Here is a 24,327-nt window from a genome sequence, read left to right as displayed (position 1 = left end):
GCAGGCTGGGGGGCATGGCAGTCCAGATCAACCCCAGCATCCTGTCCGCCGACTTCGCCCGCCTCGCCGAGGAGGCGGACGCGGTGTCGGGCGCCGACTGGCTTCACGTCGACGTCATGGACAACCACTTCGTGCCCAACCTGACCCTCGGCGTCCCGGTCGTCGAGTCGCTGAGCCGGGCCACCGGCACCCCGCTGGACTGCCACCTGATGATCGACGAGCCGGACCGCTGGGCCCCCGCGTTCGTGGACGCGGGCGCCGGCTCCGTGACCTTCCACGCCGAGGCGGCCGCGGCGCCGGTGCGCCTGGCGCGCGAGCTGCGCGCCAAGGGGGCGCGGGCCTCGATGGCCCTCAAGCCCGCCACCCCCATCGAGCCGTACGAGGACCTGCTGCCCGAGCTGGACATGCTGCTGGTCATGACCGTCGAGCCGGGCTTCGGCGGCCAGGCGTTCCTGGACATCATGCTGCCCAAGGTGCGCCGCACCCGGGAGCTGATCGCCAAGCACGGCCTGGAGATGTGGCTCCAGGTCGACGGCGGGGTCTCCGCGGAGACCATCGAGCGCTGCGCCGAGGCGGGCGCGGACGTGTTCGTCGCCGGTTCCGCGGTGTACGGGGCCGAGGACCCGGCCGCCGCGGTGCGGGCGCTGCGCGCCCAGGCGGCGGCGGCCAGTGAGGGTGCACCCTGGGCGACGGGCTGCCACTAGCGCCCCGTACCACCGGGAGGGGCCCGGGCCGCGGCCCCCGGCCATCCGGAGCAGACGCCTCCGGGCCCGGATCGTGAAAGTATTGAATACGGAGCAGCGCTTCCGAGCAGCGCCGCTGGGGAGAGCAAAGGAGATCTCGTGTCGACGGGCCGGACGGCTGCGCGGATGGGACCCGCGGAGCTGGTACAGGCGGCGGCCATGGCCCGCCGCTTCTACCTGGAGGGCAAGTCCAAGATCCAGATCGCCGACGAGTTCGGCGTCAGCCGCTTCAAGGTCGCCCGGGTGCTGGAGACCGCGCTCGAACGCGACCTCGTACGGATCGAGATCCGCGTCCCCGCCGAGCTCGACGCCGAGCGCTCCGACGCCCTGCGGGCCCGCTTCGGCCTCAGGCACGCCGTCGTCGTGGAGGCACCGGCCGACGCCGTGCCCGACACCCGCGATCCGGAGAACCTCGGCAGCGTCGCCGCCGATCTGCTCGCCGAGCTGGTCACCGAGGGTGACGTGCTGGGTCTGGCCTGGGGCAGGTCCACGATCAACATGGCGCAGGCGCTGCACCGGCTGCCCCCGTGCACCGTCGTCCAGCTCACCGGCGTCTACGACGCGGGCACCGCGGAGCGCGGCTCCGTGGAGGCCGTGCGCCGCGCCGCGGAGGTCGCCGGCGGCGAGGCCCACCCGATCTACGCGCCGATGCTGCTGCCCGACGCCGCCACCGCCACCGCGCTGCGCAGCCAGACCGGGGTGGCCCGCGCCTTCGAGTACTTCGACAAGGTGACCGTCGCCGCCGTCTCCATCGGCTCCTGGGAGGAGGGCATCTCCGCCATGCACGACATGCTCTCCGAGGAGGAGCGCGCCCACTACGCCTCGCTGGGCGCCGCCGCCGAGATGTCCGCGCACCTCTTCGACGCCGAGGGCCGGCGCATCGGCCGTGACCTGGGGGAGCGGTGCATCACCGTCGAGGCGGACCGGCTGCGCCGGATCCCCGAGGTGGTCGCCATCGCGGGCGGCGCGCGCAAGCGCGAGGCGATCGTGGCGGTGCTGCGCTCGGGGCTGGTCACCAGCCTGGTCACGGACACCGTGGCCGCGGACTACCTGCTGGACGAGGTGGCGCCGGGCCCGCGCCCCGCGCTGGACCGCGCCGACCCGGACGACCTGTAGTCCCGGGGCATCCCGCGCCGCAGGCCGTCGGACCTTCCGTACGCCCGGCGCGCCTTTCCCGTACGGACCGGGCCGCCTGCCTCAGTCCACGGGCGCGTGCAGCGGGCCGGAGAGCACGCCCGGGATCTGCGAGCGCGAGGTGAAGCCGAACTTCGCCAGGATGTGCTCCACGTGCGCGTCCACCGTGCGCTTGGAGATCACCAGCTTCTCGGCGATCTCCCGGTTCGTCAGCCCCCTGGCCACCAGCCCCGCCACCTGCCGCTGCCGCGGCGTGAGCCCGTCGCCCGCGCCCGGCGGCTGCGCCGGGACCGCAGGCGCGGCCGGCGCCGCCTCGTCGGCGAGCGCCAGCGCCACGGCGGCGTTCGTGGGCAGCCGGCCGCCCTCGCGGAACGCGGTGTCGTAGCCGTCGTTGCCCAGCGCCTCGCGGGCCGCGTCCGCCGCGCCGCCGTGCAGGTCGTGCAGGACGGTGATGCCGAACCTGGCCTCCTTGACCGCCCGGCGCCACAGCGCGTCCGCCGCGCCCTGCAGCACGGCCACCCGCTCGAAATGCCGCAGCTCCGCCGCCCGCCAGGCGAAGCCCTCCAGGAAGTGCGCGACGCCCATCAGGTCGTGCAGCACCGCCTTGGCGCGGATGCCCTGCCGGGCGCACTCGATGCTCTCCAGGTGCTCGCCCTTGAGCCACAGGCCGATGCTCTTGACCCACAGCGCCCAGCCGCGCGACCACAGCTCGGCGGGGGTGGCCGCGTTGCGCCGGAGGGAGTCCTCGCTGAGCGCGATGCCCTCGCCCGTACCGCCGTTGAGGACGTGGAAGAAGCCGACGATGAAGCCGCTCATCAGCAGCCCGGTCTCGTCGCCCTGCTCCGCCAGCTCCCGCCGGGCGGCCTCGAAGCCCTCGGCGACGCCGTCGGCCCGGCCGCGGAAGTAGCGGGAGTGGTGGCGGAAGGTGCGGGCCCAGGCGAGGCCCGTACGGTCGTCGATGCGCAGCGCGACGGCCTCGGCCTCGTCCAGCAGCGCGAAGGTGTCCCCGCGCTCGCCCTGCATGTCCATGAACCAGCAGGTCAGCCAGAGGGCCTTGACCCGTTCCGCGCGGTCCTCCGGGCAGCGGTCGAGGGCGCGGCGCAGCCAGTAGCGGCCCTCGGTGAGCAGTCCGGTGCAGTGCCAGTAGCCCCACAGCATGGTCGCCATCCGCAGGCCCGCGGAGGCGTCGTCCGGGTCGGCGACGCAGAACTCCAGCGCGACCCGTACGTCCGCCTGGTCGCGCACCATCTGCCGCAGCAGCACCGCCTGCCGGTCGCCCGTCCACTCGTCGTCGAAGAACCGGGCGCGGCGCAGGAAGTGGTCGCGGTGCCGGCGCCGGGTGCGCTCCGCCTCCGCGCCCGGGCCGAGCTGTTCCAGGCCGAACTCCCGGATGGTGTCGAGCATCCGGTAGCGGGTGCCGTCGTCGGACTCCACCCGCAGCACCACGGACTTTTCCACCAGCCCGATCAGCGCGTCGAGCACCCCCTCGACGGGCAGCGCTCCCTCCGCGCCGACCGCCTCGGCGACGTCCAGGCTGAACTCCCCGGCGCAGACCGCGAGCCGGGACCACAGCAGCCGCTCCGGCTCGGTGGACAGCTCGTAGCTCCAGCCGATGGTGGTACGCAGCGTCTGGTGCCGCGGGACGGCGGTGCGCCGGCCGCCGGTGAGCAGTTGGAAGCGGTGGTCGAGCCGGTTCAGCATCTCCTCGGGGGAGAGCACCCGCAGCCGGCTGACGGCCAGTTCGATGGCGAGCGGGATGCCGTCGAGGCGGCGGCAGAGGGCGAGGACGTCGGCGCGGTTGTCGTCGTCGACGGTGAAGCCGGGCACGGCGGCGGCGGCCCGGTCGGTGAACAACTGCAGCGCGTCGTCCGCCCGTCCGGTGTCCGGGACGGCCAGCGGCGGGATCGGCAGGATGTGCTCGCCCGCCACGTCCAGGGGCTGCCTGCTGGTGGCGACGACGTGCAGCCGCGGCGCGGCGCGCAGCAGTTCCTCGGCGAGCACGGCGCAGGCGTCGACCAGGTGCTCGCAGGTGTCGAGGATGAGCAGCGCCGTCTTGTCCTTCAGGTACGCGGCGAGCGCGTCCTGCGCCGGCAGCGCGGTCTGCTCCGGCAGGTCGAGCGCGGCGGCGACGGTGTTGGGCAGCAGCCTCGGGTCGGCCAGGGCAGACAGCGGGACGAGGGTGACGCCGTCGGGGAAGCGGGAGCGCAGCCGGTGCGCGCCGCGCACGGCGGTGCGGGTCTTGCCGACGCCGCCGGGTCCCGTGAGCGTGACCAGGCGGGCCTGCCGCAGACAGGCGTCGAGCAGCGCGAGCTCCTGCCGGCGGCCGACGAAGCTGGTGGCTTCGGCGGGCAGCTCACCGGCGCTGCGGTTCCTCATCGTGGTCCCCCGGAGGTCGGTGACCGGCTGGCGGTGTACGACCGACGGTCGTACAACCGACGACGGTAAGGGGCGCGGAGCCGGACGTCGGAGCGAGTCCGGTGGATTCAACCGAACGGGGGGCGCGAGTTGGCGCGATGCCCGCCGGTCGGAAGAGGGGCGCGAGCCGTGGCTCGACCGCCCAGCGCAGGGCCCGGCGCACGGGCGGGGTGCACAGCAGCGCCACGCCCGCGGCGGCGGCGAGGGTCACGGCCACGGCCCCGGCGGGTGCCGAGAGCCACGCGGGCTCGTACCAGCCGGCGTAGCGGGCCCCTTGGGTGGCGAAGGCGTGCAGCAGATAGCCGTAGAGCGTGCCGGCGCCCAGCACGGTCCACCACGTCCGGCGCCCGGGCACCCAGGCGAGGAACGCCGCGACCAGCAGCAGCGAGCAGCAGAAGAGCACGGGCGCGGCGAGCAGCCCGGTCGTACCGGAGTGGCCGATCTCCTGGGCGGCGGCGTTGTGGTAGAGCCAGCGCCGGTCGGTGTGCGGGCCGAGGAGGTACGCGGCCACGGGCGCGGCGAGGAGCACCGGCGCGGCCAGGATCCGTGCCTCGCGCCGCCGCAGCAGCCGCAGCCGCTCCGGCGCGCAGGTCAGGCCGAGGACGAAGAACGGCAGGAGCTGGAGGACCCGTTGCAGCTCCAGATCGTCGCCGATGCCGGGTCCCGCGGTGGCGAGCGCGGCCACCGCGAGCGCGACGGGCAGCGGGTGGCGCAGGGCGGTCCACAGCGGTACGGACAGGCGCCAGACGAAGAGCGCGAGCAGGAACCACGTCACGCCCCAGGGGTCGAGCAGGCTGAGGGGGCTTTCGTTGCCGCCGGCGAGGCGGCCGAAGAGGGTGTACGCGGTCTCGAAGACCAGGTACGGCACGACGAGCCCGGTGATCAGCCCGCGCGCGCGGCGGGGCGAGCCGTCCTGGCCGCGGGAGAAGTAGCCGGAGACGAGCACGAACGCCGGCATGTGGAAGGCGTAGACGGTCTCGTACGCGGCGGCGACCGCCCGGCTGCCGTCGACCAGCGGCTCCCAGGCGTGCCCGCACGCGACGAGCACCACCGCCAGGAACTTGGCGTTGTCGAAGTACGGGTCCCGGGGCGTGCCGGGGCCGGCCCTGTCGTTGCCGCTCACCACTCTTCCCTATCATGCCGATAGGAATAATAGGGAAACTCGGGCGGCCGGGTGCCGCGCGCTCGCGGACTCCCGGGCAGCCACCCGCACTTCAGGGCGCGCGGACGATCTCGTACAGTGTCGGCCGACCCTGCCGAGGAGCGCGCATGACGGCCGACGCCCGCCGCACGGACCCCGCCCCCGGCACCACCGCACCCGTGTCCGGCGGCCCGCAGGGCGGCTCGCGGCGGTGGATGTGGCTGGCCGCCTGGCCCGTCGTCGCCGCGCTCGCCCTGTCCAACGAGCCCGCGCCGCTGTACGTGCTGTGGCAGGGCCGGTTCGGCTTCTCCGCCGCCACGATCACGCTGATCTACGCCGCCTACATCGCGGGACTGCTCGTCACCCTGACGTTCGCCGGCACCCTCGCCGACCGGTACGGCCGCAGGCCGGTGCTGCTGCCGGGGCTGGCGCTGTCGCTCACCGCTGCGCTGCTCTTCGCCACCGCGGAGTCGGTCGCCGTGCTGGGCGTGGCGCGGCTGCTCAGCGGGTTCGCGGTGGGTGCCGTCCTGGCGGCGGGGATGGCGGCGGTGGCGGACCTGGCGCCGCCGGGGCAGAAGCAGTTCGGCGGGCTGGTCGCGTCCGCGTCGATGGTCGGCGGGGCGGCGCTGGGGCCGATGCTCGCCGGGGTGCTGTCGGAGACGCTGCCGCACCCCACCCGGCTGGTCTTCGTGGTGCAGACGGGGCTGCTGCTCGTCGCGGTCGCGGTGGTGCTGCGGATGCCGCTGTCACAGCCGGGGGAGCGGCGCGGGGGGCGGCCGGGCGGGGGAGCGGAGGCCGACGCCGGGGCCGGGGGCGCGGCGGATCCGGCGCCCCGGGGTGCACGCCGGATCGTACGCATCCCGTCCGTACCCCGCCCGCACCGCCGCACCCTGCTGCTGAGCCTCGCCGTCCTCGCCCCGGGCATGACCGCCACCGGCTTCGTGCTCTCCCTCGGCCCGGCCCTGCTGGCCGACTTGCTGGACAGCGACAACCGCGCGCTCGCCGGCGGCATGATCTTCCTGCTCTTCGCGGCGGCCACCGGCGTGCAGTTCGCGGTGCGCGCCCTGCGGGTACGCGTCCTCTTCGCCCTCGGCGCCGTCCTGACCACCGCCGGCATGGCGGCGCTGGTGCTCGCGACCGCCGTCACCTCGGTGCCGCTGCTGCTGGCCGCCGCGGTGCTGGCCGGGCTCGGCCAGGGCAGCGCGCAGCTCGGCGGGCTCAGCACGCTCAGCGCCCGGATACCGGCCACCCGGCTGGCCGAGGCCAACGCGGCGCTCACCGGCGGCGGTTACCTGATGGCCGGGGTGCTGCCGGTCGCCGCCGGGTACCTCAGCGACGCGGTGGGGCTGACGGCGGGCACCACGGCGTTCGGCATCGCGGTCGCGGTGCTGGTGACGGCCGGCGCGGTGGCGGCGACCCGGCGCTGAGCCGCCCCCGCCCCCGGTGCGTCACCCCTGCGCGTCACCCCAGCGCGTTGCCCAACGCCGCGTCACCCACAGGCGCGTGCACTCCGCGTCACCACTCCGCGTACGACCCGTCCGGGTGCCGCCACACCGGGTTGTGCCAGCTCTCCGCCGTCCCGTCCGCGGCCCGTACCGCCCGCTCGTCGATCTCCACGCCCAGCCCGGGGCCGGCCGGCCGCAGCAGGTGCCCGTCGTGGAAGCGGAAGACCTCGGGGTCCGCGACGTAGTCGAGCAGTTCCGCGCCGGTGTTGTAGTGGATGCCGATCGACTGCTCCTGGATGAGGAAGTTCGGCGTGCAGAAGGCCAGTTGCAGACTCGCGGCCAGCGCCAGCGGCCCCAGCGGGCAGTGCGGCGCGAGCGCCACGTCGAACGTCTCGGCCAGCGAGGCGATCCGCCGGCACTCCGAGATGCCCCCGGCGTGCGAGAGGTCGGGCTGGAGCACCGCGACGCCCGCCCGCAGCGCCGGCAGCATCTCCGCGCGTGAGAACAGCCGCTCGCCCGTCGCCACCGGCAGCGCCGTGGAGCCGGTCACCCGCTCCAGCAGATGCGTGTGCTCGGGCAGCACCGGCTCCTCCACGAACATCGGCGCGTACGGCTCCAGCACCCCGATCGCCTTGATCGCGCCGGCCGCGGAGAACCGGCCGTGGAAGTCGACGGCGAAGTCCCGCTCCGGGCCGAGCGCGTCGCGCGCCGCCTCCGCGCGGGCGGCGACCCGGCGCAGCTCCGCGACGTTCGGCAGCCGGTCCATCCGCCCGGAGCCGTTCATCTTCACCGCCGTGAAGCCCGCCTCCACCTGCGCGGCGACCTGGTCGTGCACCTCGCCGGGCTCGTCGCCGCCGACCCAGCAGTACGCGCGGGCGCGCTCGCGCACCGGGCCGCCGAGCAACTGGTGCACGGGCGCGCCGAACGCCTTGCCCGCGAGGTCCCACAGCGCCTGGTCGAGACCCGCGACGGCGGAGGAGAGCACCGGGCCGCCGCGGTAGAAGGAGCCCTTGGTCATGAGCTGCCAGTGGTCCTCGATCCGCAGCGGGTCGGCGCCGACGAGGAACTGCCCGGCGAGTTCGTGGACGGCCGTGCGGACGGTCGCCGCCCGGCCCTCCACCACCGGCTCGCCCCAGCCCACGAGGCCGTCGTCGGTCTCGATCCGGCAGAAGAGCCAGCGCGGCGGCACGGCGAAGGTCTCGACCCGGGTGATCTTCAACTGGCTACTCCTTGACGCTGCCCTCGGTCAGCCCGGTCTGCCAGAAGCGCTGGAGGACGAGCATCGCGACGGCCAGGGGGACGACGGAGACGAAGGCTCCGCCGATGGTGTACTGCGTGAGTTCCGGCACCCGGTCCGCGGCCTGCTGCCAGGTGACCAGCCCGAGCGTGATCGGGTACTTCCGGTCGTCGGAGAGCATCACCAACGGCAGGAAGTAGTTGTTCCAGATGTGCACGAACTGGAAGAGGAAGACGGTCACCAGCGCCGGGGTCATGATCCGCAGCACCAGCGAGAAGAAGATCCGCCCCTCGCCCGCGCCGTCCACCCGCGCCGCCTCCAGCAGGGTGTCGGGTACCGCCGCCTCCGCGTAGATGCGGCACAGGTAGACCCCGAACGGGCTGACGACGCTGGGGATCAGGACGCCCCAGTAGGTGTTGGTCAGCTCCAGCTTGCTGAACATCAGGTAGAGCGGCAGCGCCAGTGCCGTCGAGGGCAGCAGCACACCGGCGAGGACGAACCTGAACACCGCCTCCCGGCCCGCGAAGCGGTACTTGGCGAGCGCGAAGCCGGCCGCGGCGGACAGCAGCGTCGCCAGCACCGCGCCGACGCCCGCGTACAGCAGGGAGTTCAGCGTCCAGCGCAGGTAGACATGCCCGTCGTAGCTGAAGACCCGGCTGAGGTTGTCCCACAGCCGCGGGTCGTCGAACCACAGGCCGAACGAGCCGTAGAGGCTGTCGTTCGACTTGGTGGCCGCGACCAGCAGCCAGTAGACCGGCAGCAGGAAGTACAGCGCGGCCGCCGTGAGCACGGCCACCAGGAGGACGCGGCCGGGGCGCGGTGCCCGGCGCGGGCGCGGTGCGGGTGCGGCGGGCGGGGACCCGGCCGCCGCGGTGCCGGTCGTGGTGGTCCGGGTGCCGGTGGCGCTCACCGCTCGCTCCTTTGCTTGCGGGTGACGAGGCTGAGGAATCCGAACGACAGCACCATGGCGACGACGGCGAGGATGACCGACTTGGCCGCCGCCAGATACAGGTTGGCGTTCGCGAAGGCGTCGAAGTACGCGCTGAGGTTGGGGGTGTAGTCGGTGGTGACGGCCGGGGCGACCTTCTTCAGCACCAGCGGTTCCGCGAAGAGCTGCATCGTGCCGATGATGGAGAACACGGTGGTCAGCACGAGGGCCGGCCGCACCAGCGGGATCTTGATGCGCAGCGCCGTCTGCCACGGCCCGGCGCCGTCGATCCTGGCCGCCTCGTACAGCTCCTGCGGCACGGCCTTGAGCTGGGCGATGATGATCAGCATGTTGTAGCCGGCGAACTGCCAGACCACGATGTTGGCGATCGACCACAGCACGTTGTCGTAGCCGAGGAAGTCGGGCTGGAAGCCGAGGTCGCCGAGCACGGAGGTGACCGGGCCGACCCCGGGCACGTACAGGAAGCCCCACAGGATGGTGGCGATCACGCCGGGGATGCCGTAGGGCAGGAAGTACGTGGCCCGCAGCAGTCCCGCCCAGCGGTGGGAGACCTGGTCCAGCAGCAGCGCGAGCACCAGGGCTAGGACCAGCATCACCGGCACCTGCACGATGCCGAAGAGCAGCACCCGGCCGAAGCCCTCGACGAACGTCTCCTGGTGCAGGGCCAGGGAGTAGTTCTCGAAGCCGGCGAAGCCGACGGACGGCTCGCCCAGGCCCATGGGGCCGCTGCGCTCGACCTTCAGCATGCTCTGGTAGACGGCGTAGAGGACCGGCACCACGATCGCGAACAGGTACAGCGCGAGGAACGGGCCGAGGAACGCCCACGCCTTGCGGTCGGGGCGGCCGCGGCGCCGGCTGCGGGCGGCCGTGCCGGACCGCGCCGGGCCCGGTTGCGGGGACGTGCTCATCGCGCGCTCCTCGCCTTGAGCCCCTTGGCCTTCAGGTCGTCCACGAACATGCCCTCGGCGTCTTCGAGGGCGTCCGCGAGCGAGCCCTGGCCGGCCAGGACGCGGCCGAAGGCGTCCTGGACATGCGCGTACGACTGGGTCGTCGTCGGCGCGAAGCGCCAGGAGGTGTCGACGTTGCCGTCGGCGAGCTGGAAGACCTCGTTGTAGCGCTGGCCGCCGAAGAACGGATCGGGCTTGCCGAGCGCGGAGTCCGCCAGCTCGATCTTCGCCGCGGGCCAGCCGTAGCCGGCGGCGATCAGCAGGTCGATGGCCGCCGGGTCGGTGTTGAGCCAGTGCGCGAACTCCAGTGCCTCCACCGGGTGCCGGCTGCCCTGGAGGATCGCGGTGGCCGAGCCGCCCCAGTTGGAGGAGGCGTGGCCGCCGCGCTCCCACTGCGGCAGTTCCGCGACCCGCCACCGGCCCTCGGTGCGCGGCGCGTTGCCGCGGATCAGGGCGTCGTACCACTGCGCGCCCGGCCAGGTCGCGAGTTCTCCCGTCTGCAGTCCCTTGTAGAACGCGGACTGCGCGTCCTGGACGGGCGCGACGAGCCCGTCGGAGAGCATCCCGTCCCAGAAGTCGGCGACCTGGAGCGACTCCGGGCCCGCGAGGTCGACCACCCAGGTGTCGCCTTCGGTGGTCACCCAGTGGGCGCCGCGCTGCCAGGGGAAGGCGGCGAACCACTGGGCGTTGGCGGGCGGGAAGGCGGAGATGAGGGAGCCGCGCTTCTTGATCTTCACCGCGGCGGCCCGGTACTCGTCCCAGGTGGCCGGGACCTCGATGTCCCACTTGTCGAAGAGGTCCCGGCGGTAGAACAGCCCCATCGGTCCCGACGCCTGGGGGATCGCGTAGGTCTTCCCGGCGAACACCCCCTGCTGCCACTGCCAGTCGACGTAGGCGCCCTTCAGCTCGTCGGCGCCGTACTCGCTCAGGTCCGTGAGGCCGTTCACGAGCATGAACTCGGGCAGCGCGTAGTACTCCACCTGCGCCAGGTCGGGCGGGTCGCCCGCGGTGAGGGAGGAGTGCATCTTCTGGTAGCCGCCGGAGGTGTTGGCAGGCACCGTCTGCACGTCGACCCGGACGTCCGGGTGCTGCTCGTTCCACAGCGCCACGGCCTTCTGCAGGGGCACCCAGGTCCAGAAGGTCAGCGTGACCTTCTGCCCCGGCCTGCGCCCGGCCGCCGTGGTCGTACGGGCCGCGCCGACCTGCTCGCCGCAGCCGGCCAGTGCGGGCGCGGCGGCGGCCGCCGCGCCCCACGCCAGGATCTTCCTTCGGGTGGGCATCCGACCTCCTTGTCAGTGCACTCCTCAGGTCTGCAGGACGACGACTCCGCGGGCGGGGAGGTCGACCGAGGCGACCGGGCCCGCCGCGGGGCCGGCGCCGTCGCCTGCGACCACGGGCATGGGCTCGGGCAGGGTGACGGTCGCGGTGCCGGCACCGTGGTTGAGCAGGAAGAGGAAGCGCCCCTCCGCGCCCTCGCGCACGGTGGCCTGGATCCCCGCCGGCAGCCCCGGCAGCACCGGTTCCACCCCCGCCCCGGCGCGTACCCGGTCCACCAGGGTGCGCATCTCCGCCGCCGGCAGCCGGGTGCCCGCGTACCAGGCGGCTCCGTCCCCGTACGCGTGCCTGGTGAGCGCCGGCCGCCCGGCCAGCTCGCCCGCGCCGAACGCCGCGACGGCCTCCGCGCCTTCGAGGTCGATGGCCTCGGACCACAGGTCGCCGGTGCCGGTCAGCGTCCCGGTCAGCGGCAGGTGCTGCCCCTCGGCCAGCGGCCAGAACTCCTCGACGCGCAGCCCCAGCACCTCGCGCAGCGGCGCCGGATAACCGCCGGGGTACACGCGGTCGCAGTCGTCGGAGATGCCGGTGAAGTACGAGACGAGCAGGTGGCCCCCGGCGCGTACGAACTCCGTCAGCCGGGCGCCCGTCTCCGCGCTCATCAGGTACAGGTTGGGCACGACCACGAGCCGGTACGCGGACAGGTCGCGGTCCGGCGGCACGACGTCGCACTCCACGCCCGCGTCGAAGAACGGCCGGTAGTGGCGGCGCAGTGTCTCGGCGTAGTCCAGGTCGGCGGACGGGTGCGAGCCCTGCTCCAGCGCCCACCAACTGTGCCAGTCCGCGAGCAGCGCCACCTCCGGGCACGAGCGCCCGCCCGCGAGCTGCGGGACGGCGGCCAGCTCCCGGCCCAGCGCGCGCACCTCGCGGAAGATCCGGGTGTCGGTGCCGGCGTGCGGCACCATCGCCGAGTGGAACTTCTCGGCGCCGCCGGGGGTCGCCCGCCACTGGAAGTACAGCACCGCGTCCGCGCCCTGCGCGACCGCCTGCCAGCTCCACAGCCGCATCGCGCCGGGGGGCTTGGGGCTGTTGCGCGCCCGCCAGTTGACGGCGCTGGGCGCCTGCTCCATCAGCATCCAGGGGCGCCCGCCGCCCGCCGAGCGGGTCACGTCGAAGGCGAGGGCCGCGCCGAGGTGCGTCTCGGGGTCGTACGGGTCCTGGTAGAAGTCCAGTGCCTGGACGTCCTCGTGCGCCGCCCAGGCGTACGGGTCGACGGGCTTGTGCAGCGGCATGTGGTTGGTGGTGACGGGCACGTCGGGGGTGATCCCGTTCAGCGCCTCCTTCTCGGCGAGGTAGCACTGCAGCAGCGCGTCGTCGCAGAAGCGGGCGTAGTCCAGCACCTGGGCCGGGTTGGGGTGGGTGGGGGTGGTGCGCGGCGGGAACACCTCCTCGAAGGTGCCGTAGCGCTGGGACCAGAAGGTGGTGGCCCAGGCGGTGTTCAGCGCCTCGACGTCGCCGTAGCGCTCGCGCAGCCAGCGGCGGAAGTCGGCGGCGGAGACGTCGCAGTAGCAGCGGGGGTTGGAGCAGCCGTACTCGTTGCCGATGTGCCAGCTCTCCAGGGCGGGGTGGGTGCCGTAGCGGGTCGCCAGCTCGGTGACCAGGCGTACGGCGTGCTCGCGGTAGACCGGGCTGGAGGGGCAGAAGTGCTGACGCGAGCCGGGCCACCTGCGGATGCCGTCGGCGTCCTGCGGCAGCACCTCGGGGTGCCGCTCGGTCAGCCACGGTGGCGGGGAGGCGGTCATCGTCGCCAGGCAGACGCGGATGCCGGCGCCGTGCAGGTCGTCCAGCACCCGGCCGAACCAGTCGAAGTCGTACGCGCCGGGCCGCGGTTCGACCAGCGCCCACGAGAAGATCCCGGCCGTGACCATGGAGACCCCGGCCTCCTCCATCAGCCGGATGTCCTCGGCCCTGACCTCCTCCGGCCAGTGCTCGGGGTTGTAGTCGCCGCCGAAGTGGATGCGCGCCACACTGCCTCCGCCCCTCTTGCTCAATTCTTAAATTACGAATTAACCTTGCGGGCAACGTAGAAGTGCCGCGGCGGATCCGTCAACACCCGGAGCGTGACCTCGTGACAGCAGCCGGAGCCACGCAACTCCCGCACACCGCCCGCTTCGACGGCCGCACCGCCGTCGTCACCGGGGCCGCCGCCGGCATCGGCGCGGCCACCGCCCGCCGGCTCGCCGCCGAGGGCGCCGCCGTCGTCGTCGCCGACATCGACGGCGACCGGGCGGAGGCCACGGCCGCGGAGATCCGCGCCGCTGGCGGCACGTCGGCGGCCGTCGTCGCGGACGTGGCCGGCGAGGACGGCTGGGCCCGGATCGTGGCCGCGGCCGGGGACTTCGGGCCCGTCGGCGTCCTCGTCTCCAACGCCGTCGCCGTCGACGTCGCCCCCGCGCACGAGACGTCGCCCGCCTCCTGGCGGCGCCAGGTCGACGTCGGGCTGACGGCCGCCTTCCTCGGCTTCCGCGCCTGCCTGCCCGGGCTGCGCGCGCAGCAGGGCGCCCCCGGCGCCGCGGTGCTGGTCTCGTCCGTGCACGCCAGGCACGGCATCCCGGGCCACCCCGCCTACGCCGCCGCCAAGGGCGGGCTGCTGTCACTGGCCGGGCAACTGGCCGTCGAGTACGGCCCGTCGGTACGGGTGAACACCGTGCTGCCGGGACCGGTGCTCACCCGGCTCTGGGACCGGGTCCCCGAGGAGGACCGCAGGGCCAGCGCCGCGCAGACCGCCGCGGGGCGGCTGGGCGCGCCGGAGGAGGTGGCCGCCGCCGTCGCCTTCCTCGCCTCGTCCGAGGCGTCCTACGTCACCGGTGCGAGCCTGGTCGTGGACGGCGGCTGGAGCGTCGTAAAGTCGTCGGCCTGAGCGCGGGGGCGCCGCGGGGCGGCGGAGGGCACGGGAGCGGGGACGCGAGGGAGGAGCGAGCGGCCATGGCGGGTTACGCGCGCCGCGGGGTGCACGGGCAGACCGTGGAGACCCTCGCGCACCGGGTGCTCGGCGGTGAGATCGCCGAGGGCGCCACCCTCGACCTCGCCGCCCTCCAGGCCGAGTTGGGCGTCAGCCTCACCGCGCTGCGCGAGTCGCTGAAGGTGCTGGCGGCCAAGGGCATGGTCGACGCCCGGCAGAAGCGCGGCACGTTCGTCCGGCCGCGCGCCGACTGGCACCTCCTCGACGCCGACGTGCTGCGCTGGCGCTTCGAGACCGCGGGCCGGCAGCAGGGCGAGGGCGCCGCCGCGCGGGCCGCCTCCCCGCTGCTGCGCGACCTGGACGAGGTGCGCGGCATCGTCGAGCCCGCGGCGGTCCGGCTGGCCGCGGTGCGGCGCACGGACGCGGACCTGGCGGCGCTGGAGACGGCGCTCACGGCGATGGCCGGGGCGCGGGACGGCGCGGCCGAGGCGGTCGCCGCGGACCTCGCGTTCCACCGCGCCCTGCTGGCCGCCTCGCACAACGAGCTGCTGGAGCGCATGGATCAGGTCCTCGCCAGCGGTCTTGCCGCCCGCGACCGCCTGGTGCACGGCCCGGGACACCACCCGCGGGACCCCGTGCCGGGCCACCGCGCCGTGCTCGCCGCGATCCGGGCGCAGGACCCGGACGCCGCGGAGGCGGCGATGCACCGGCTCCTCGCCCAGGCGGCCCGGGACCTGGCGGAGTTGTCCGCCGGCGGATCCGGCGCCGGGGCCGCCGGCGGGTCCTCGGCCGGGCGGGCTGCCGGGGCGGAACGGGCGGCCGGGGCGTAGCCCGTACGACGAACGCGCCCCGCCGCGCGGACGGATCCGCACGACGGGGCGAAGGAGACTTCCGCGGGCCGGAGCCCCCGGAATCAGTACCAGTTGTTCGCCTGCCAGAAGTCCCAGGCGCCGCACGGGCTGCCGTAGCGGTCGTTCATGTAGTCCAGGCCCCACTTGATCTGCGTGACCGGGTTGGTGCGCCAGTCGGCGCCGGCCGAGGCCATCTTGTCGCCCGGCAGCGCCTGCATCAGGCCGTACGCGCCGGAGCTGGGGTTCGTCGCGGTGTGGTCCCAGCCGCTCTCGCGCTCCACGATGCTGCTGAAGCAGGTGAACTGGTCGGCGGGCACGATCTCCCGGGCCGCCGCCTGGATGCCGGACTCGGTGGTCGGGACGCTCGCCTGCGACGCCTCGGTCGCGCCGCCGGAGCCGCCGGAACTCTTCGACGCCGACGAGCCGTTCGGGTCGATCGACTTGTCGACCTTGCCGCCCTTGGTGTCGACGCGCAGCTCGGTGCCCACCTTCAGCGCGGCCGGGTTGTCGCCGATCGCCTTCTCGTTGTCGACGTACACCCGCTGCCAGCCGCCGGGCACGTCGTACTTCGCGGCTATCTTGGCCAGCGTCTCGCCGGCGCCGACGGTGTGCTCGACGTAACGCTGCTGCTTCTGCTCGGTCTTGGCGGCGGTCTGGTCGGCCTCGGCGGGCTTGCTCTCGGCCTTCTCGTCCCCCAGGTCCAGTTCCTGGCCCGGCAGGATCAGGTGGGGGTTGTCGCCGACGGCTGCCTTGTTGGCCTCGTACAGCCGCTGCCAGTCGGCCCCGAATCCGTTGTCCTCGGCGATCTCCGAGAGGGTGTCGCCCTTCTCGACCGTATAGGCGTGCGCGGCGGTCGCCGCGATGCCGCCGGCGACGGGCAGGGCTATGCCCACCCCCGCGGCAGCGGCGTAGCGGCGGGTGGAGCGCGACTTGGGCGCGCGCCGGGTGCCGGTTCCGGCCATGGTGGCTCGCTCTTTCTCCGACGCCTGCGAGGTGAGCTGTCGGGTTCGGGCTGGAGTTGCCCGGCCGCGTCGTGCTGTGCGGCTTCACCCCGAGTCGGGGAGTGCGGTGCGGTCCTGCCACCGTGCTCCTGCCGACGGAGAAGTGGTTCCCCCGCTCCTGCCCGAACGGCTGTGGGGACGACGGTTCCGGGCTCCGACGGGCAGGACTCGGCGTACCGGAGCTCGGTGCTCGCGTGTGCGAACGACTCGGACACTAGGAGATCGAACGGCAGATCACAAGCGGATCACGAGGATCGGCGCGTAGTCTGACGCTCCGTGGTGACGCGCGCACGCGTGGGGCGGTTGGGGCGCGTGTGACGTTCGGCACTCACGCCGAGGCGCAGCGCCTCCAGCAAACGCTGCCCAGCCGGTACGACGAGACCGTGCACCCCGCGCTCCGCGGCGCCGGCGAGCGCGGTCCGCCAGGCGTCGGGTCCCGCGGGCGCGGCCGCCGGAGTCCAGCGCCCGGCGCCCGGCTCCTCATAGCCCGGGCCCGCGGGCGCGAGCCGGCGGAAGGCGGGCACCGTCGGTGCCACGGCGCCGAGTTCGGCGCACCGCCGGGAGTCGGCGGCGAGCGCGAGCCGGCCGCCGCTGAGCAGCACCACGGTGGCCAGCGCCCGGGCCAGCAGCGCGGCCTGCGGCACGCTGTCGGGCAGCGCGACCACCAGCCTCGCCCGGCCGGTGGCGGCGGCCAGGGCGGCGGCGAGCGCCAGTACGTCGTGGGCCGGGTCGGGACCGCCGTCCAGCCACAGTGCGTCGGCGCCGGCGGAGTCGTACGCCGCGCACTCCGCCAGCCAGTCCGCGGGCTCCTCCGGCAGCCGGGGGAGCAGCACCCCGACACGGACGGCCGGCGGGGCCGCGCCCGCGGACGGGGGTGGAGATGCGCTCATCGCGGGGCCTCCCCGGGGCTGACGACGGCCATCGGGGGCATACCGTACGCCGATACCTCGCGGAAGGCAGCGGTGCGGACACGCGCGGTTCATGATTTCTGGAATTTCATCTGCCGTGCCCCCGGGCGCCGTTGCGCGCCCGTGCTTCGGCAAACGCCGAGGGAGGGGACCCCCCCGGGGTGTCCCCTCCCTCTCTGTGCTCCCGGCCGGTGGCCCACGTCAGTGCGGGTGGGCCACACCCCCGTTCGCCGGGATGGGCTCGCCGTCCGGTCCGGACGGCGAGTGGACCGGGCGGCGCGGCAGCCGGTGCGGAGGCGCCGTGCCTGGCGCGGTCACACCGGGCTCCGTGACAGCAGGAAGTCGGCTTCGCCGGCCTTGGCACCCTCGATGAACGCGTCCATCTCGCCGGGGGTGTAGATGAGGGCGGGACCCTCGGGGTGCGCCGAGTGCCGTACCGCTATCCGGCCGTCCCGCAGCTTCATGGCCTCGACGCAGTTGCCGCCGTTGCCGCCGCTCCACGGCTTGTGCCAGCCCTCGGTGCCGAGGTCCGCCGCCGGCATGCCGTTGTAAATGCGTTCCATTCACAGCTCCTTGCGGAAGTCCCGGAGGATTTCCTTCGTGCGTTTTGCCGTCGCCGCCTGGGCCGCCATGTGGTCCAGGGCGGCGAGGTGTGTGGCCACCTCGTGCCGGCCGTCGAGGTAGACGGCGCCGGTGAGGTACTCGGTGTAGATCATGTCCGGCAGCTCGGGCATGGCGAACCGGAAGAGGACGAAGGGGCTGTACGTGCCCGGATGGTGGCCGGTGCGGAACTCCGCCATCTGGAGCGTGACGTTGGGCAGGGACGCGATGTCGAGGAGCCGGTCGACCTGCGCGCGCATCACCGAGCCGTCGCCCACCGGGCGGCGCAGGACCGTTTCGTCCACGATGGCCCAGAACCGGGGCGCTTCCTCGCGGGTGAGGAGGTCCTGGCGCTCCATGCGGAGCGCGACGTGCCGCTCGATCTCCGCGGGCGCGACCCGGCCGAGGGAGCCGACCTTCAGCACGTGCCGTGCGTAGTCCTCGGTCTGCATCAGACCCGGCACGAAGTGCGGCTCGTACGACCTGATGAGCGACGCGGCGCCCTCCAGGCTCACGTACATGCTGAACCAGTCGGGCAGGATGTCGTGGAAGCGCTGCCACCAGCCGGGCTCGTTGGCCTCCTCGGTCAGCGCGACGAAGGCGTCGATCTCCTCCTGGTCGATGCCGTACGCCTGCAACAGCAGTTGCACGTACGGAACCTTCAGCGCGACCTCGGCGGTCTCCATCCGGCGCACGGTGGCGGGGGCGACGCGCAGGGTCTTCGCAGCTTCCTCACGCTTGAGCCCGGCGCGCTCGCGCAGCTCCTGGAGCCGCTTGCCGAGCACGACCTGCCCCACGGTCGGCGCAGACCGCGGTTCGCTCACGCCATACCTCCCTGTCGGAACTGCCTCAAGCAGTGTGCCACGCCTCGGGCTTGGCGAACACAGTGCAACGGCAACTCTGAAAAATTCACAGTGGGGGTTGCCAAGTGGCCGCGGCGGGGCCATAGTTTGGGATGTGAGCCAGTCCACACAGCCGCATCAGACGGGGGTCGTGACACAGGACCCCGGCTTGCCGGGATTCCGTTCGGGGGTCGATGCGGTGCGGTGCGGTTTCGAGGTGCCAGGTCAGGCGGACGCCGTTACGGTCGCCCGCCGGCTGGCCCGCGAGCAGATGCGCCGCTGGGGGGTGGAGGGCGAGGTGGGCGACAGTGCCACCCTCGTTCTCTCGGAACTGGTGACCAACGCACTGCTGCATACGGGGAGTCGGCGCATAGGGTGCGAACTGCGCTGTAGCGCCGACCGCCTGCGGCTGGCCGTCACCGACCAGGGTGTCGAGCCGGGAAGCCTGCGGGTGCAGCGGTCGTCCGCGGACGAGCAGGGTCGGGGGCTCCTGCTCGTCACCGCGGTCAGTAGTAGCTGGGGGGCATACGACGCGCGGCCCGGCCCGGGTCTGGTGGTCTGGGCGGAGCTGCAGCGCGAGGTGCCGGCGGCCGGGGGGGCCGCCGCGCCGCGCGCTACCGGTACCCGTACCGGGGCCGGCCCGGCGGCCGGCGAGCGGGCGGCCGGATGATGCGCACCGAGCCCGGCGGCCGGCTCCGGCTGGCCGTACCGGGCGCGGGCGCCGCGGCCCTCGGCTGTGACGCCGTGGGCGTACCGCAGCGGATCGGCTATGACGTGATGGCCCGGCTTCCCCGCGTGGGCTGCGTCTTCGCCGACGGCAGCCGGTGGTGGTGGATCGTGCCGGCCGGCTCCGGCGCCGGTCTGCAGTGGCCGCGGAGCGTGCACTACGCCCCGGGCGCCGATATCTCGGGGGCGGCCGCCGGCACCGGCGGGCCGGCGGCCGTACCCCGGCTGGTGCACCGGCCGGCCGACGGGGTTCCGTACACGCCGCCGATCCCGCTCTTCCTGCGGATCTGCCGGCGTACCGGCGTCGAGCCCGCCTGGTCCTGCGATGTCGCCCGGGTCGTCGCGGGCCGCGGCGACGCCGCCTGAGCACCCGCGGCGGACCGGCCGGCGGGCACCTCCTCGATTTCGGTTGCGGGGGAGGAGCCCGCGGCCGGCCCGCCGCGGGAATGACGAACCGCGGGCCGCGCCGCCGGGGGCGGCGGCGCGGGTCCCGCGGATCGCGTCCTTCGTGCGTGCAGTGCCTACCGTGCGGTGCCTACCGCGCGGTGCCGGGCGTCAGCAGTCCCGGCCGCGCAGCGCGACCATCGCGTCGTAGCTGGCCTCGGCCGCCCAGATCGAGCCCTGCGGCTCCTGCGGACCGCGGTCCTGCTCCCAGAAGTACAGCGGCAGCCCCGGCGCCCGCAGCCCGCTGAAGAAGCTGCGGAAGTCCAGCTCGCCCTGGCCGAAGACGACGTCGCGGTACTGGTTCGTCAGCGCCGGGTCCCGCACGCCGTCCTTGACGTGGAAGGCGATGTAGCGCTGCGGGGCGGCGTTGACGTAGTCCAGCGGGTTGAACTCGCCGAGCTGGTCGCGGAACCGGACCGAGGCGCCGAACGCCCAGAGGATGTCCAGCTCCAGGAACACGTACCGCGGGTCGGTGCCGCTCAGGAAGAGGTCGTGGCGCCGCTTGCCCGGCTGGTCGGTGACCGGGCCGAACTCGTTGGTGTGGTTGTGCTGGTAGACCTTGAGCCCGTAGCCGCGGGCCACCTCGCCGGACTCGTTGAAGCGGTCGGCGCCGGCCTGGATCTCCGCCGCCGTGCGGCCGGGGAAGTCGCTGGCGGTGCCGACGTAGTCCATGCCGAGGACGGCCGCGTTCTCGAACTCCCGCTCGCGGGTGCTCGCGTTGAGCAGCGCGTCGAGCCCGAGGTGGGCGCCGCCGGCGCGCAGCCCGTTGTCGTCGAGCAGCTTGCGGAGCTTGGGGACGGTCATGTCCGGCTCGGCCGGCGAGGTGTAGCCGGCGAACTCGATGTGCTTGTAGCCGATCGCGGCCAGCTCGCTCAGCACCGGCGTGAAGCCGCGCTGCTGGATCTGGTCGCGGACGCTGTAGAGCTGCAGGCCGATACGGCCCCGGGGGATCAGGCCGCCGCGGCCGTTGACCTGGGCGGCGGCGGGGGCCGCGAAGGCCCCGGCACCCGCGGCCACGGCGGCGGTGCCGGCGGCGGCCCTGAGGAATCCACGGCGGTGCAGGCTGGGCTTGCTCATGTCGGATCTCTCCTGCGGAGTTCGGGTGTGGACGGGGTGGGAACCGCGGGGTGGCGTACGCGCGCACGCCACCCCGCGCCGTACCGGAAGGTCAGCCGACGATCTTCATGACCGCCCGATCGCTGCCGGTGAGGCCGCCCGGGTCGGTGTACTCGGCGACGAACACGCCGGTGACGTTGCCCTCGGACGGGTCGTGGCCCGCCACGGGCTCGGTCTGGATCGTGCCGCTGCAGCCCGCGGTGGTGCTCTGCGGGTGGCCGTGCGCGTCATGGCCCACGATGTAGTGCACGTTGACCTTGCTGCAGTCGACCTCGACCTCGTCGGAGACCGTGACCTCGAACTGCACCGCGTCGCCGAAGTGGAACTCCTGCTGGTCGGCGGGCTTGACGAGGGTCACGACCGGCGCCTGGTTGCCCACGGTGATGTCGACGTCCTTGTACGCGGCCCGGCCCTTGCTGTCGGTGACCTGGAGGGCCGCCTTGTACGTGCCGTCCTCGGCGTACGTGTGCGAGGGGCTGACGTCGGTGGAGTCGGTCCTGCCGTCACCGTCGAAGTCCCAGGCGTAGCGCACCCGGTCGCCGTCCGGGTCGGTGGTGCCTTCCGCGGAGAACCCGACGGTCAGCGGCGCGAGGCCCTTGACCGGCGAGGCGGTCAGCGCGGGCTTCGGCGCGTGGTTGCCGGTGCGGCCGATGTAGTCGATGCGGGAGAGCTGGGCGTCCGGGTTCTCGGAGAAGTAGCCGTCGCCGTACTCCAGCACGTAGAGGGCGCCGTCCGGGCCGAACTCCATGTCCATGGGGTTGTCGACGGGCGGCTTGCCGACGCCCTGGGCGACCGGGTTGATCGCTTCCACGGCGCCGGAGCGGTCGAGCCTGAACTCCTTGATGTAGTCGCGGGACCACTCGGCGAACAGCGGCGTCCCGTCGTAGTACCGCGGCCATGCCACGCCGGCGTTGAGGACCTCGGTCCACCGGTTGTACTCGTACGCCGGGCCGGCCATCGGAGAGATGCCGCCGGTTCCCAGGCCCGGGAACTCGGGCGACACGCCGTACGAGTACCAGACCTCCGGCTGCTCCACCGGGGGCAGTTCGGTCCGGCCCGTGTTGTGCGGCGAGGTGTTCACCGGCGCGGCGCAGTCGAAGGGCGCGCCGGTGGCACCGGTGGCGAAGTCGTACTCGTTGTACGGCAGCTTCGCGGTGGCGCAGTACGGCCAGCCGTAGTTGGCGGGCTCGTCGAGCACCAGCCACTTGCCCTGCCCGGCGGGCCCGCGGGTGGAGCTGTTCTCGCGGGCGTCGGGGGAGTAGTCGGCCACGTAGACGTCGTCGGTCTGCGGGTCGATCTCCATCCGGTACGGGTTGCGCAGGCCCATGGCGTAGATCTCGGGCCGGGTCTTGTCGGTGCCCGGCTTGAAGAGGTTCCCCTTGGGTATCGCATACGAGCCGTTGCCGCGGACCTTGATGCGCAGCACCTTGCCGCGCAGGTCGTTGGTGTTCCCGGAGGTCCGCTGGGCGTCGAACGCCGGGTTGCGGTTGCCCCGTTCGTCGATCGGCGTGAAGCCGTCGGACTGGAACGGGTTGGTGTCGTCACCGGTCGTCAGATACAGGTTGTTCTCGGAGTCGAAGGCGATGTCGCCGCCGACGTGACAGCAGATGCCGCGGTCCACCGGGACCTGGAGGATCTTCTGCTCGGTGGCGAGGTCGAGGGTGTCGCCCTTGAGCTTGTACCGGGACAACTGCAGGTAGCCCTTGTAGCGGTCCCAGTCCTCCTGGGTGCCCTCGAACGGCGCGTCGCCCTCGTTGGCCGGGGTCACCGGGTCGTCGACCGGGGTGTCCAGCGGCGGCGAGTAGTAGAGGTAGACCCACTTGTTGTGACGGAAGTCGGGGTCGATGGCGACGTTCTGCAGCCCCTCCTCGTCGTGCTGGTACACGTCCAGCTCGGCGGCGAGCTTGTTCGTGCCGCCGTCCGGGTCGTTGATCCAGACCTTGCCGGCGCGGGTGACGTGCAGGACCCGCTTGTCCGGCAGGACGGCGAGGTCGAGCGGCTCCCCGGGACGGTCGTTGAGGGTGATCTTCTCGAAGGCGGTATCCGGTGGCGGCTGCTCGGCGGCTTGCGGCGCCACGGCGGTCGCGCCGGGCGCGACCAGTAGCGCGGCACTGACCGCGCCGGCGGCCAAAAGGGCCAGTCTGCGTAGCATTTCCCCTCCCAGGGGCTGGACGACAAGGCGGCTGGACACGCTCCTGGGTGGTCGGCCCGTTCGCGCCGTCCTTGATCGGCCCGCGCGCTGCGGCTCGTGCGCGGCTTTACGTCCCCCCGCCGTCCACGTCCCGACATGTGACGGCGGCCGGTTGGAGATTAGACCTCTTCCGTCGCAACGCCAATGCCTACGACCAGAATAGGCACGACTTTGTCTTTGGAAAGAGCAAACTAGGGTGTGATCAAGGACGGTTCGGCCCCGCCGGGCGGGGCTGGATCGCCTGGCGGGGCCGTACGGGAGTCAGGTGGGCGGGCGCCGCGGGTTCAGCCCGCGGAGGGGCCGGCGGCGGGCACGTCGGACGCCTCGCGCTGGCGCGGCAGCAGCACCGGGGCGTCCTTCTGGTGCAGGACGACGTTGCGCACGGGGTGGGCGATCTCGATGCCCTCTTCCCGGTAGCGCAGTTGCAGCCGCTTGATGAACTCGTGCTTGATCCGGAACTGGTCGCTGAACTCGACGGCGCGCAGCACCACGGAGAAGCCCGCGCGCGAGTCGCCGAAGGTGTGGAAGCGGACCACCGGGTCGTAGTCCGGCACGCCGCCCTCGACCGCCGCCATGACCTCGTGCGCCACCTCCACCGTCACCCGCTCGACCAGGTCGAGGTCACTGGAGAGCGCCACGCCCGCCTGTACGACGATGGACAACTCCTGCTCGGGGCGGTGGTAGTTGGTCATGATGGTGCTGGCGAGCTGGTCGTTGGGGATGACGACGAGGTTGTCCGACTGGGTGCGGATCACCGTGTTGCGCCAGTTGATGTCGGTGACGTAGCCCTCCTCGCCGCTGCTGAGCCGGATGTAGTCGCCGACCTGCACGGTCTTGGAGGCCAGGATGTGCACCCCGGCGAAGAGGTTGGCGAGCGTGTCCTGCAGCGCCAGCGCCACCGCGAGGCCGCCGACGCCGAGGGCGGTGAGCAGCGGGGCGATCGAGATGCCCAGGGTCTCCAGCAGGATCAGCAGCCCGATGGCCAGCACCGCGATGCGGGTGATGTTGACCAGGATGGTGGCCGAGCCCACCCCCTGCGAGCGGACCCCCATGAGCTGCGCGACCACCCGGGCCGCGGCGACGGTGACCGTCAGGATGAGCACGGCGACGACGATCTGCTCCACCGTGTGCTCGACCGGGCGCTTCAGCGGCAGCGCGGCGGCGGCGATCGAGACGCCGCCGGCCAGCGCGCCCCAGGGGGCCATCGTGCGCAGCGCGCCGACGAGGATGTCGTCGCCGGCCCAGCTCGTCCGGGTCGCGCCCTTGCCCAGCCAGCCCAGCAGCACGCGCAGGAGCAGGCCGGCGCCGATGCCGCCGAGTATCGCGGAGCCGGCGACGACCAGATCGTGCAGAGTGAGGGCTCGGTTCACCTTGATACCTGTCTTCGTTCGGGAACGGGGTAC

General features: G+C 73.3%; 21 protein-coding genes and 1 riboswitch. Of the genes, 7 read left to right on the top strand and 14 right to left on the bottom strand.

Annotated elements, in window-relative coordinates; genetic code table 11:
* The first annotated feature begins 14 nt into the window (after positions 1-14).
* Both rpe and ACFYVJ_RS05270 read left to right on the top strand, forming a co-directional pair.
* A complete protein-coding gene (gene rpe / locus ACFYVJ_RS05275) occupies positions 15-704 on the top strand; it encodes a ribulose-phosphate 3-epimerase (RefSeq protein WP_388886769.1) in 690 nt (229 codons plus the stop codon).
* Positions 705-869: 165 nt separating this feature from the next.
* Entirely contained in the window at positions 870-1,859 is a 990-nt protein-coding gene (locus ACFYVJ_RS05270; protein WP_199850685.1) for a sugar-binding transcriptional regulator, read from the top strand.
* An 81-nt stretch (positions 1,860-1,940) separates the two neighbouring features.
* Here the strand turns inward: ACFYVJ_RS05270 and ACFYVJ_RS05265 are convergent, their stop codons facing one another.
* Together ACFYVJ_RS05265 and ACFYVJ_RS05260 are read right to left on the bottom strand one after the other, a co-directional pair.
* Entirely contained in the window at positions 1,941-4,253 is a 2,313-nt protein-coding gene (locus tag ACFYVJ_RS05265; protein WP_388886767.1) for an ATP-binding protein, read from the bottom strand.
* A complete protein-coding gene (locus ACFYVJ_RS05260) occupies positions 4,231-5,415 on the bottom strand; it encodes an acyltransferase family protein (protein WP_388886766.1) in 1,185 nt (394 codons plus the stop codon). The genes ACFYVJ_RS05265 and ACFYVJ_RS05260 overlap by 23 nt, the downstream gene beginning before the upstream one ends.
* A gap of 146 nt (positions 5,416-5,561) precedes the next feature.
* Between ACFYVJ_RS05260 and ACFYVJ_RS05255 the strand changes: the two genes are divergently transcribed.
* A complete protein-coding gene (locus ACFYVJ_RS05255; protein ID WP_388886765.1) occupies positions 5,562-6,860 on the top strand; it encodes an MFS transporter in 1,299 nt (432 codons plus the stop codon).
* 88 nt (positions 6,861-6,948) lie between these two features.
* On the opposite strand, the gene dgoD is transcribed toward ACFYVJ_RS05255, so the two are convergent.
* From dgoD to ACFYVJ_RS05230, 5 genes are read right to left on the bottom strand one after another with little or no spacing between them, the layout of a single operon-like run.
* Complete coding sequence (gene dgoD / locus ACFYVJ_RS05250; protein ID WP_388886763.1) at positions 6,949-8,097, bottom strand: galactonate dehydratase; 1,149 nt, start codon at positions 8,095-8,097, stop codon at positions 6,949-6,951.
* Between the two features lie 4 nt (positions 8,098-8,101).
* On the bottom strand, positions 8,102-9,025 hold the full coding sequence (locus ACFYVJ_RS05245) for a carbohydrate ABC transporter permease (protein WP_388886762.1): 924 nt from the start codon (positions 9,023-9,025) through the stop codon (positions 8,102-8,104).
* Complete coding sequence (locus ACFYVJ_RS05240; protein WP_388886761.1) at positions 9,022-9,972, bottom strand: carbohydrate ABC transporter permease; 951 nt, start codon at positions 9,970-9,972, stop codon at positions 9,022-9,024. Before ACFYVJ_RS05240 ends, ACFYVJ_RS05245 begins: the two co-directional genes overlap by 4 nt.
* Positions 9,969-11,291, bottom strand: coding sequence for an ABC transporter substrate-binding protein (locus tag ACFYVJ_RS05235; RefSeq protein WP_388886759.1), 1,323 nt, complete (start codon positions 11,289-11,291; stop codon positions 9,969-9,971). The genes ACFYVJ_RS05240 and ACFYVJ_RS05235 overlap by 4 nt, the downstream gene beginning before the upstream one ends.
* Positions 11,292-11,315: 24 nt before the next feature.
* Positions 11,316-13,310 carry a beta-galactosidase gene (locus ACFYVJ_RS05230; RefSeq protein WP_388886758.1) on the bottom strand — a complete coding sequence of 665 codons (1,995 nt, stop codon included), beginning with the start codon at positions 13,308-13,310 and terminating at the stop codon, positions 11,316-11,318.
* Positions 13,311-13,411: 101 nt separating this feature from the next.
* Here ACFYVJ_RS05230 and ACFYVJ_RS05225 point away from each other — a divergent pair, with 101 nt between their 5' ends.
* Positions 13,412-14,203, top strand: a complete 792-nt coding sequence (locus ACFYVJ_RS05225) for an SDR family NAD(P)-dependent oxidoreductase (RefSeq protein ID WP_388886756.1) — start codon at positions 13,412-13,414, stop codon at positions 14,201-14,203.
* Between the two features lie 65 nt (positions 14,204-14,268).
* Positions 14,269-15,075, top strand: coding sequence for a FadR/GntR family transcriptional regulator (locus ACFYVJ_RS05220; RefSeq protein WP_388886754.1), 807 nt, complete (start codon positions 14,269-14,271; stop codon positions 15,073-15,075).
* An 83-nt stretch (positions 15,076-15,158) separates the two neighbouring features.
* Here ACFYVJ_RS05220 and ACFYVJ_RS05215 read toward each other — a convergent pair whose 3' ends face one another.
* From ACFYVJ_RS05215 to ACFYVJ_RS05200, 4 genes are all read right to left on the bottom strand, one after another.
* On the bottom strand, positions 15,159-16,058 hold the full coding sequence (locus tag ACFYVJ_RS05215) for a LysM peptidoglycan-binding domain-containing protein (protein ID WP_388886753.1): 900 nt from the start codon (positions 16,056-16,058) through the stop codon (positions 15,159-15,161).
* 6 nt (positions 16,059-16,064) lie between these two features.
* Positions 16,065-16,239: riboswitch (cyclic di-AMP (ydaO/yuaA leader) on the bottom strand.
* Between the two features lie 103 nt (positions 16,240-16,342).
* The gene (locus tag ACFYVJ_RS05210) at positions 16,343-16,987 is read right to left on the bottom strand and encodes a hypothetical protein (protein WP_388886752.1); all 645 of its coding nucleotides are present in this window, start codon (positions 16,985-16,987) and stop codon (positions 16,343-16,345) included.
* Positions 16,988-17,319: 332 nt separating this feature from the next.
* On the bottom strand, positions 17,320-17,568 hold the full coding sequence (locus tag ACFYVJ_RS05205) for a DUF397 domain-containing protein (RefSeq protein WP_388886750.1): 249 nt from the start codon (positions 17,566-17,568) through the stop codon (positions 17,320-17,322).
* Positions 17,569-18,429: a helix-turn-helix domain-containing protein gene (locus tag ACFYVJ_RS05200; RefSeq protein WP_388886749.1), complete on the bottom strand. Its 861-nt coding sequence runs from the start codon at positions 18,427-18,429 to the stop codon at positions 17,569-17,571.
* Between the two features lie 235 nt (positions 18,430-18,664).
* On the opposite strand from ACFYVJ_RS05200, the gene ACFYVJ_RS05195 reads away from it, so the two are divergent.
* On the top strand, positions 18,665-19,117 hold the full coding sequence (locus tag ACFYVJ_RS05195) for an ATP-binding protein (protein WP_388886748.1): 453 nt from the start codon (positions 18,665-18,667) through the stop codon (positions 19,115-19,117).
* Complete coding sequence (locus ACFYVJ_RS05190; protein ID WP_388886746.1) at positions 19,114-19,539, top strand: hypothetical protein; 426 nt, start codon at positions 19,114-19,116, stop codon at positions 19,537-19,539. Before ACFYVJ_RS05195 ends, ACFYVJ_RS05190 begins: the two co-directional genes overlap by 4 nt.
* Before the next feature lie 189 nt (positions 19,540-19,728).
* Here ACFYVJ_RS05190 and ACFYVJ_RS05185 read toward each other — a convergent pair whose 3' ends face one another.
* The 3 genes from ACFYVJ_RS05185 to ACFYVJ_RS05175 form a co-directional block, all read right to left on the bottom strand.
* Positions 19,729-20,694: a sugar phosphate isomerase/epimerase family protein gene (locus ACFYVJ_RS05185; RefSeq protein WP_388886745.1), complete on the bottom strand. Its 966-nt coding sequence runs from the start codon at positions 20,692-20,694 to the stop codon at positions 19,729-19,731.
* A gap of 91 nt (positions 20,695-20,785) precedes the next feature.
* Complete coding sequence (locus ACFYVJ_RS05180; protein ID WP_388886744.1) at positions 20,786-22,885, bottom strand: PQQ-dependent sugar dehydrogenase; 2,100 nt, start codon at positions 22,883-22,885, stop codon at positions 20,786-20,788.
* A 323-nt stretch (positions 22,886-23,208) separates the two neighbouring features.
* Positions 23,209-24,294: a mechanosensitive ion channel family protein gene (locus ACFYVJ_RS05175; protein ID WP_388886742.1), complete on the bottom strand. Its 1,086-nt coding sequence runs from the start codon at positions 24,292-24,294 to the stop codon at positions 23,209-23,211.
* Positions 24,295-24,327: the final 33 nt, after the last annotated feature.

It is taken from the genome of Streptomyces sp. NPDC004134 (assembly GCF_042874195.1).
Taxonomy (GTDB): domain Bacteria; phylum Actinomycetota; class Actinomycetes; order Streptomycetales; family Streptomycetaceae; genus Streptomyces.
Note: the sequence above shows the minus strand (reverse complement) of the source record. Positions and strands in the feature narration are given on the sequence as shown.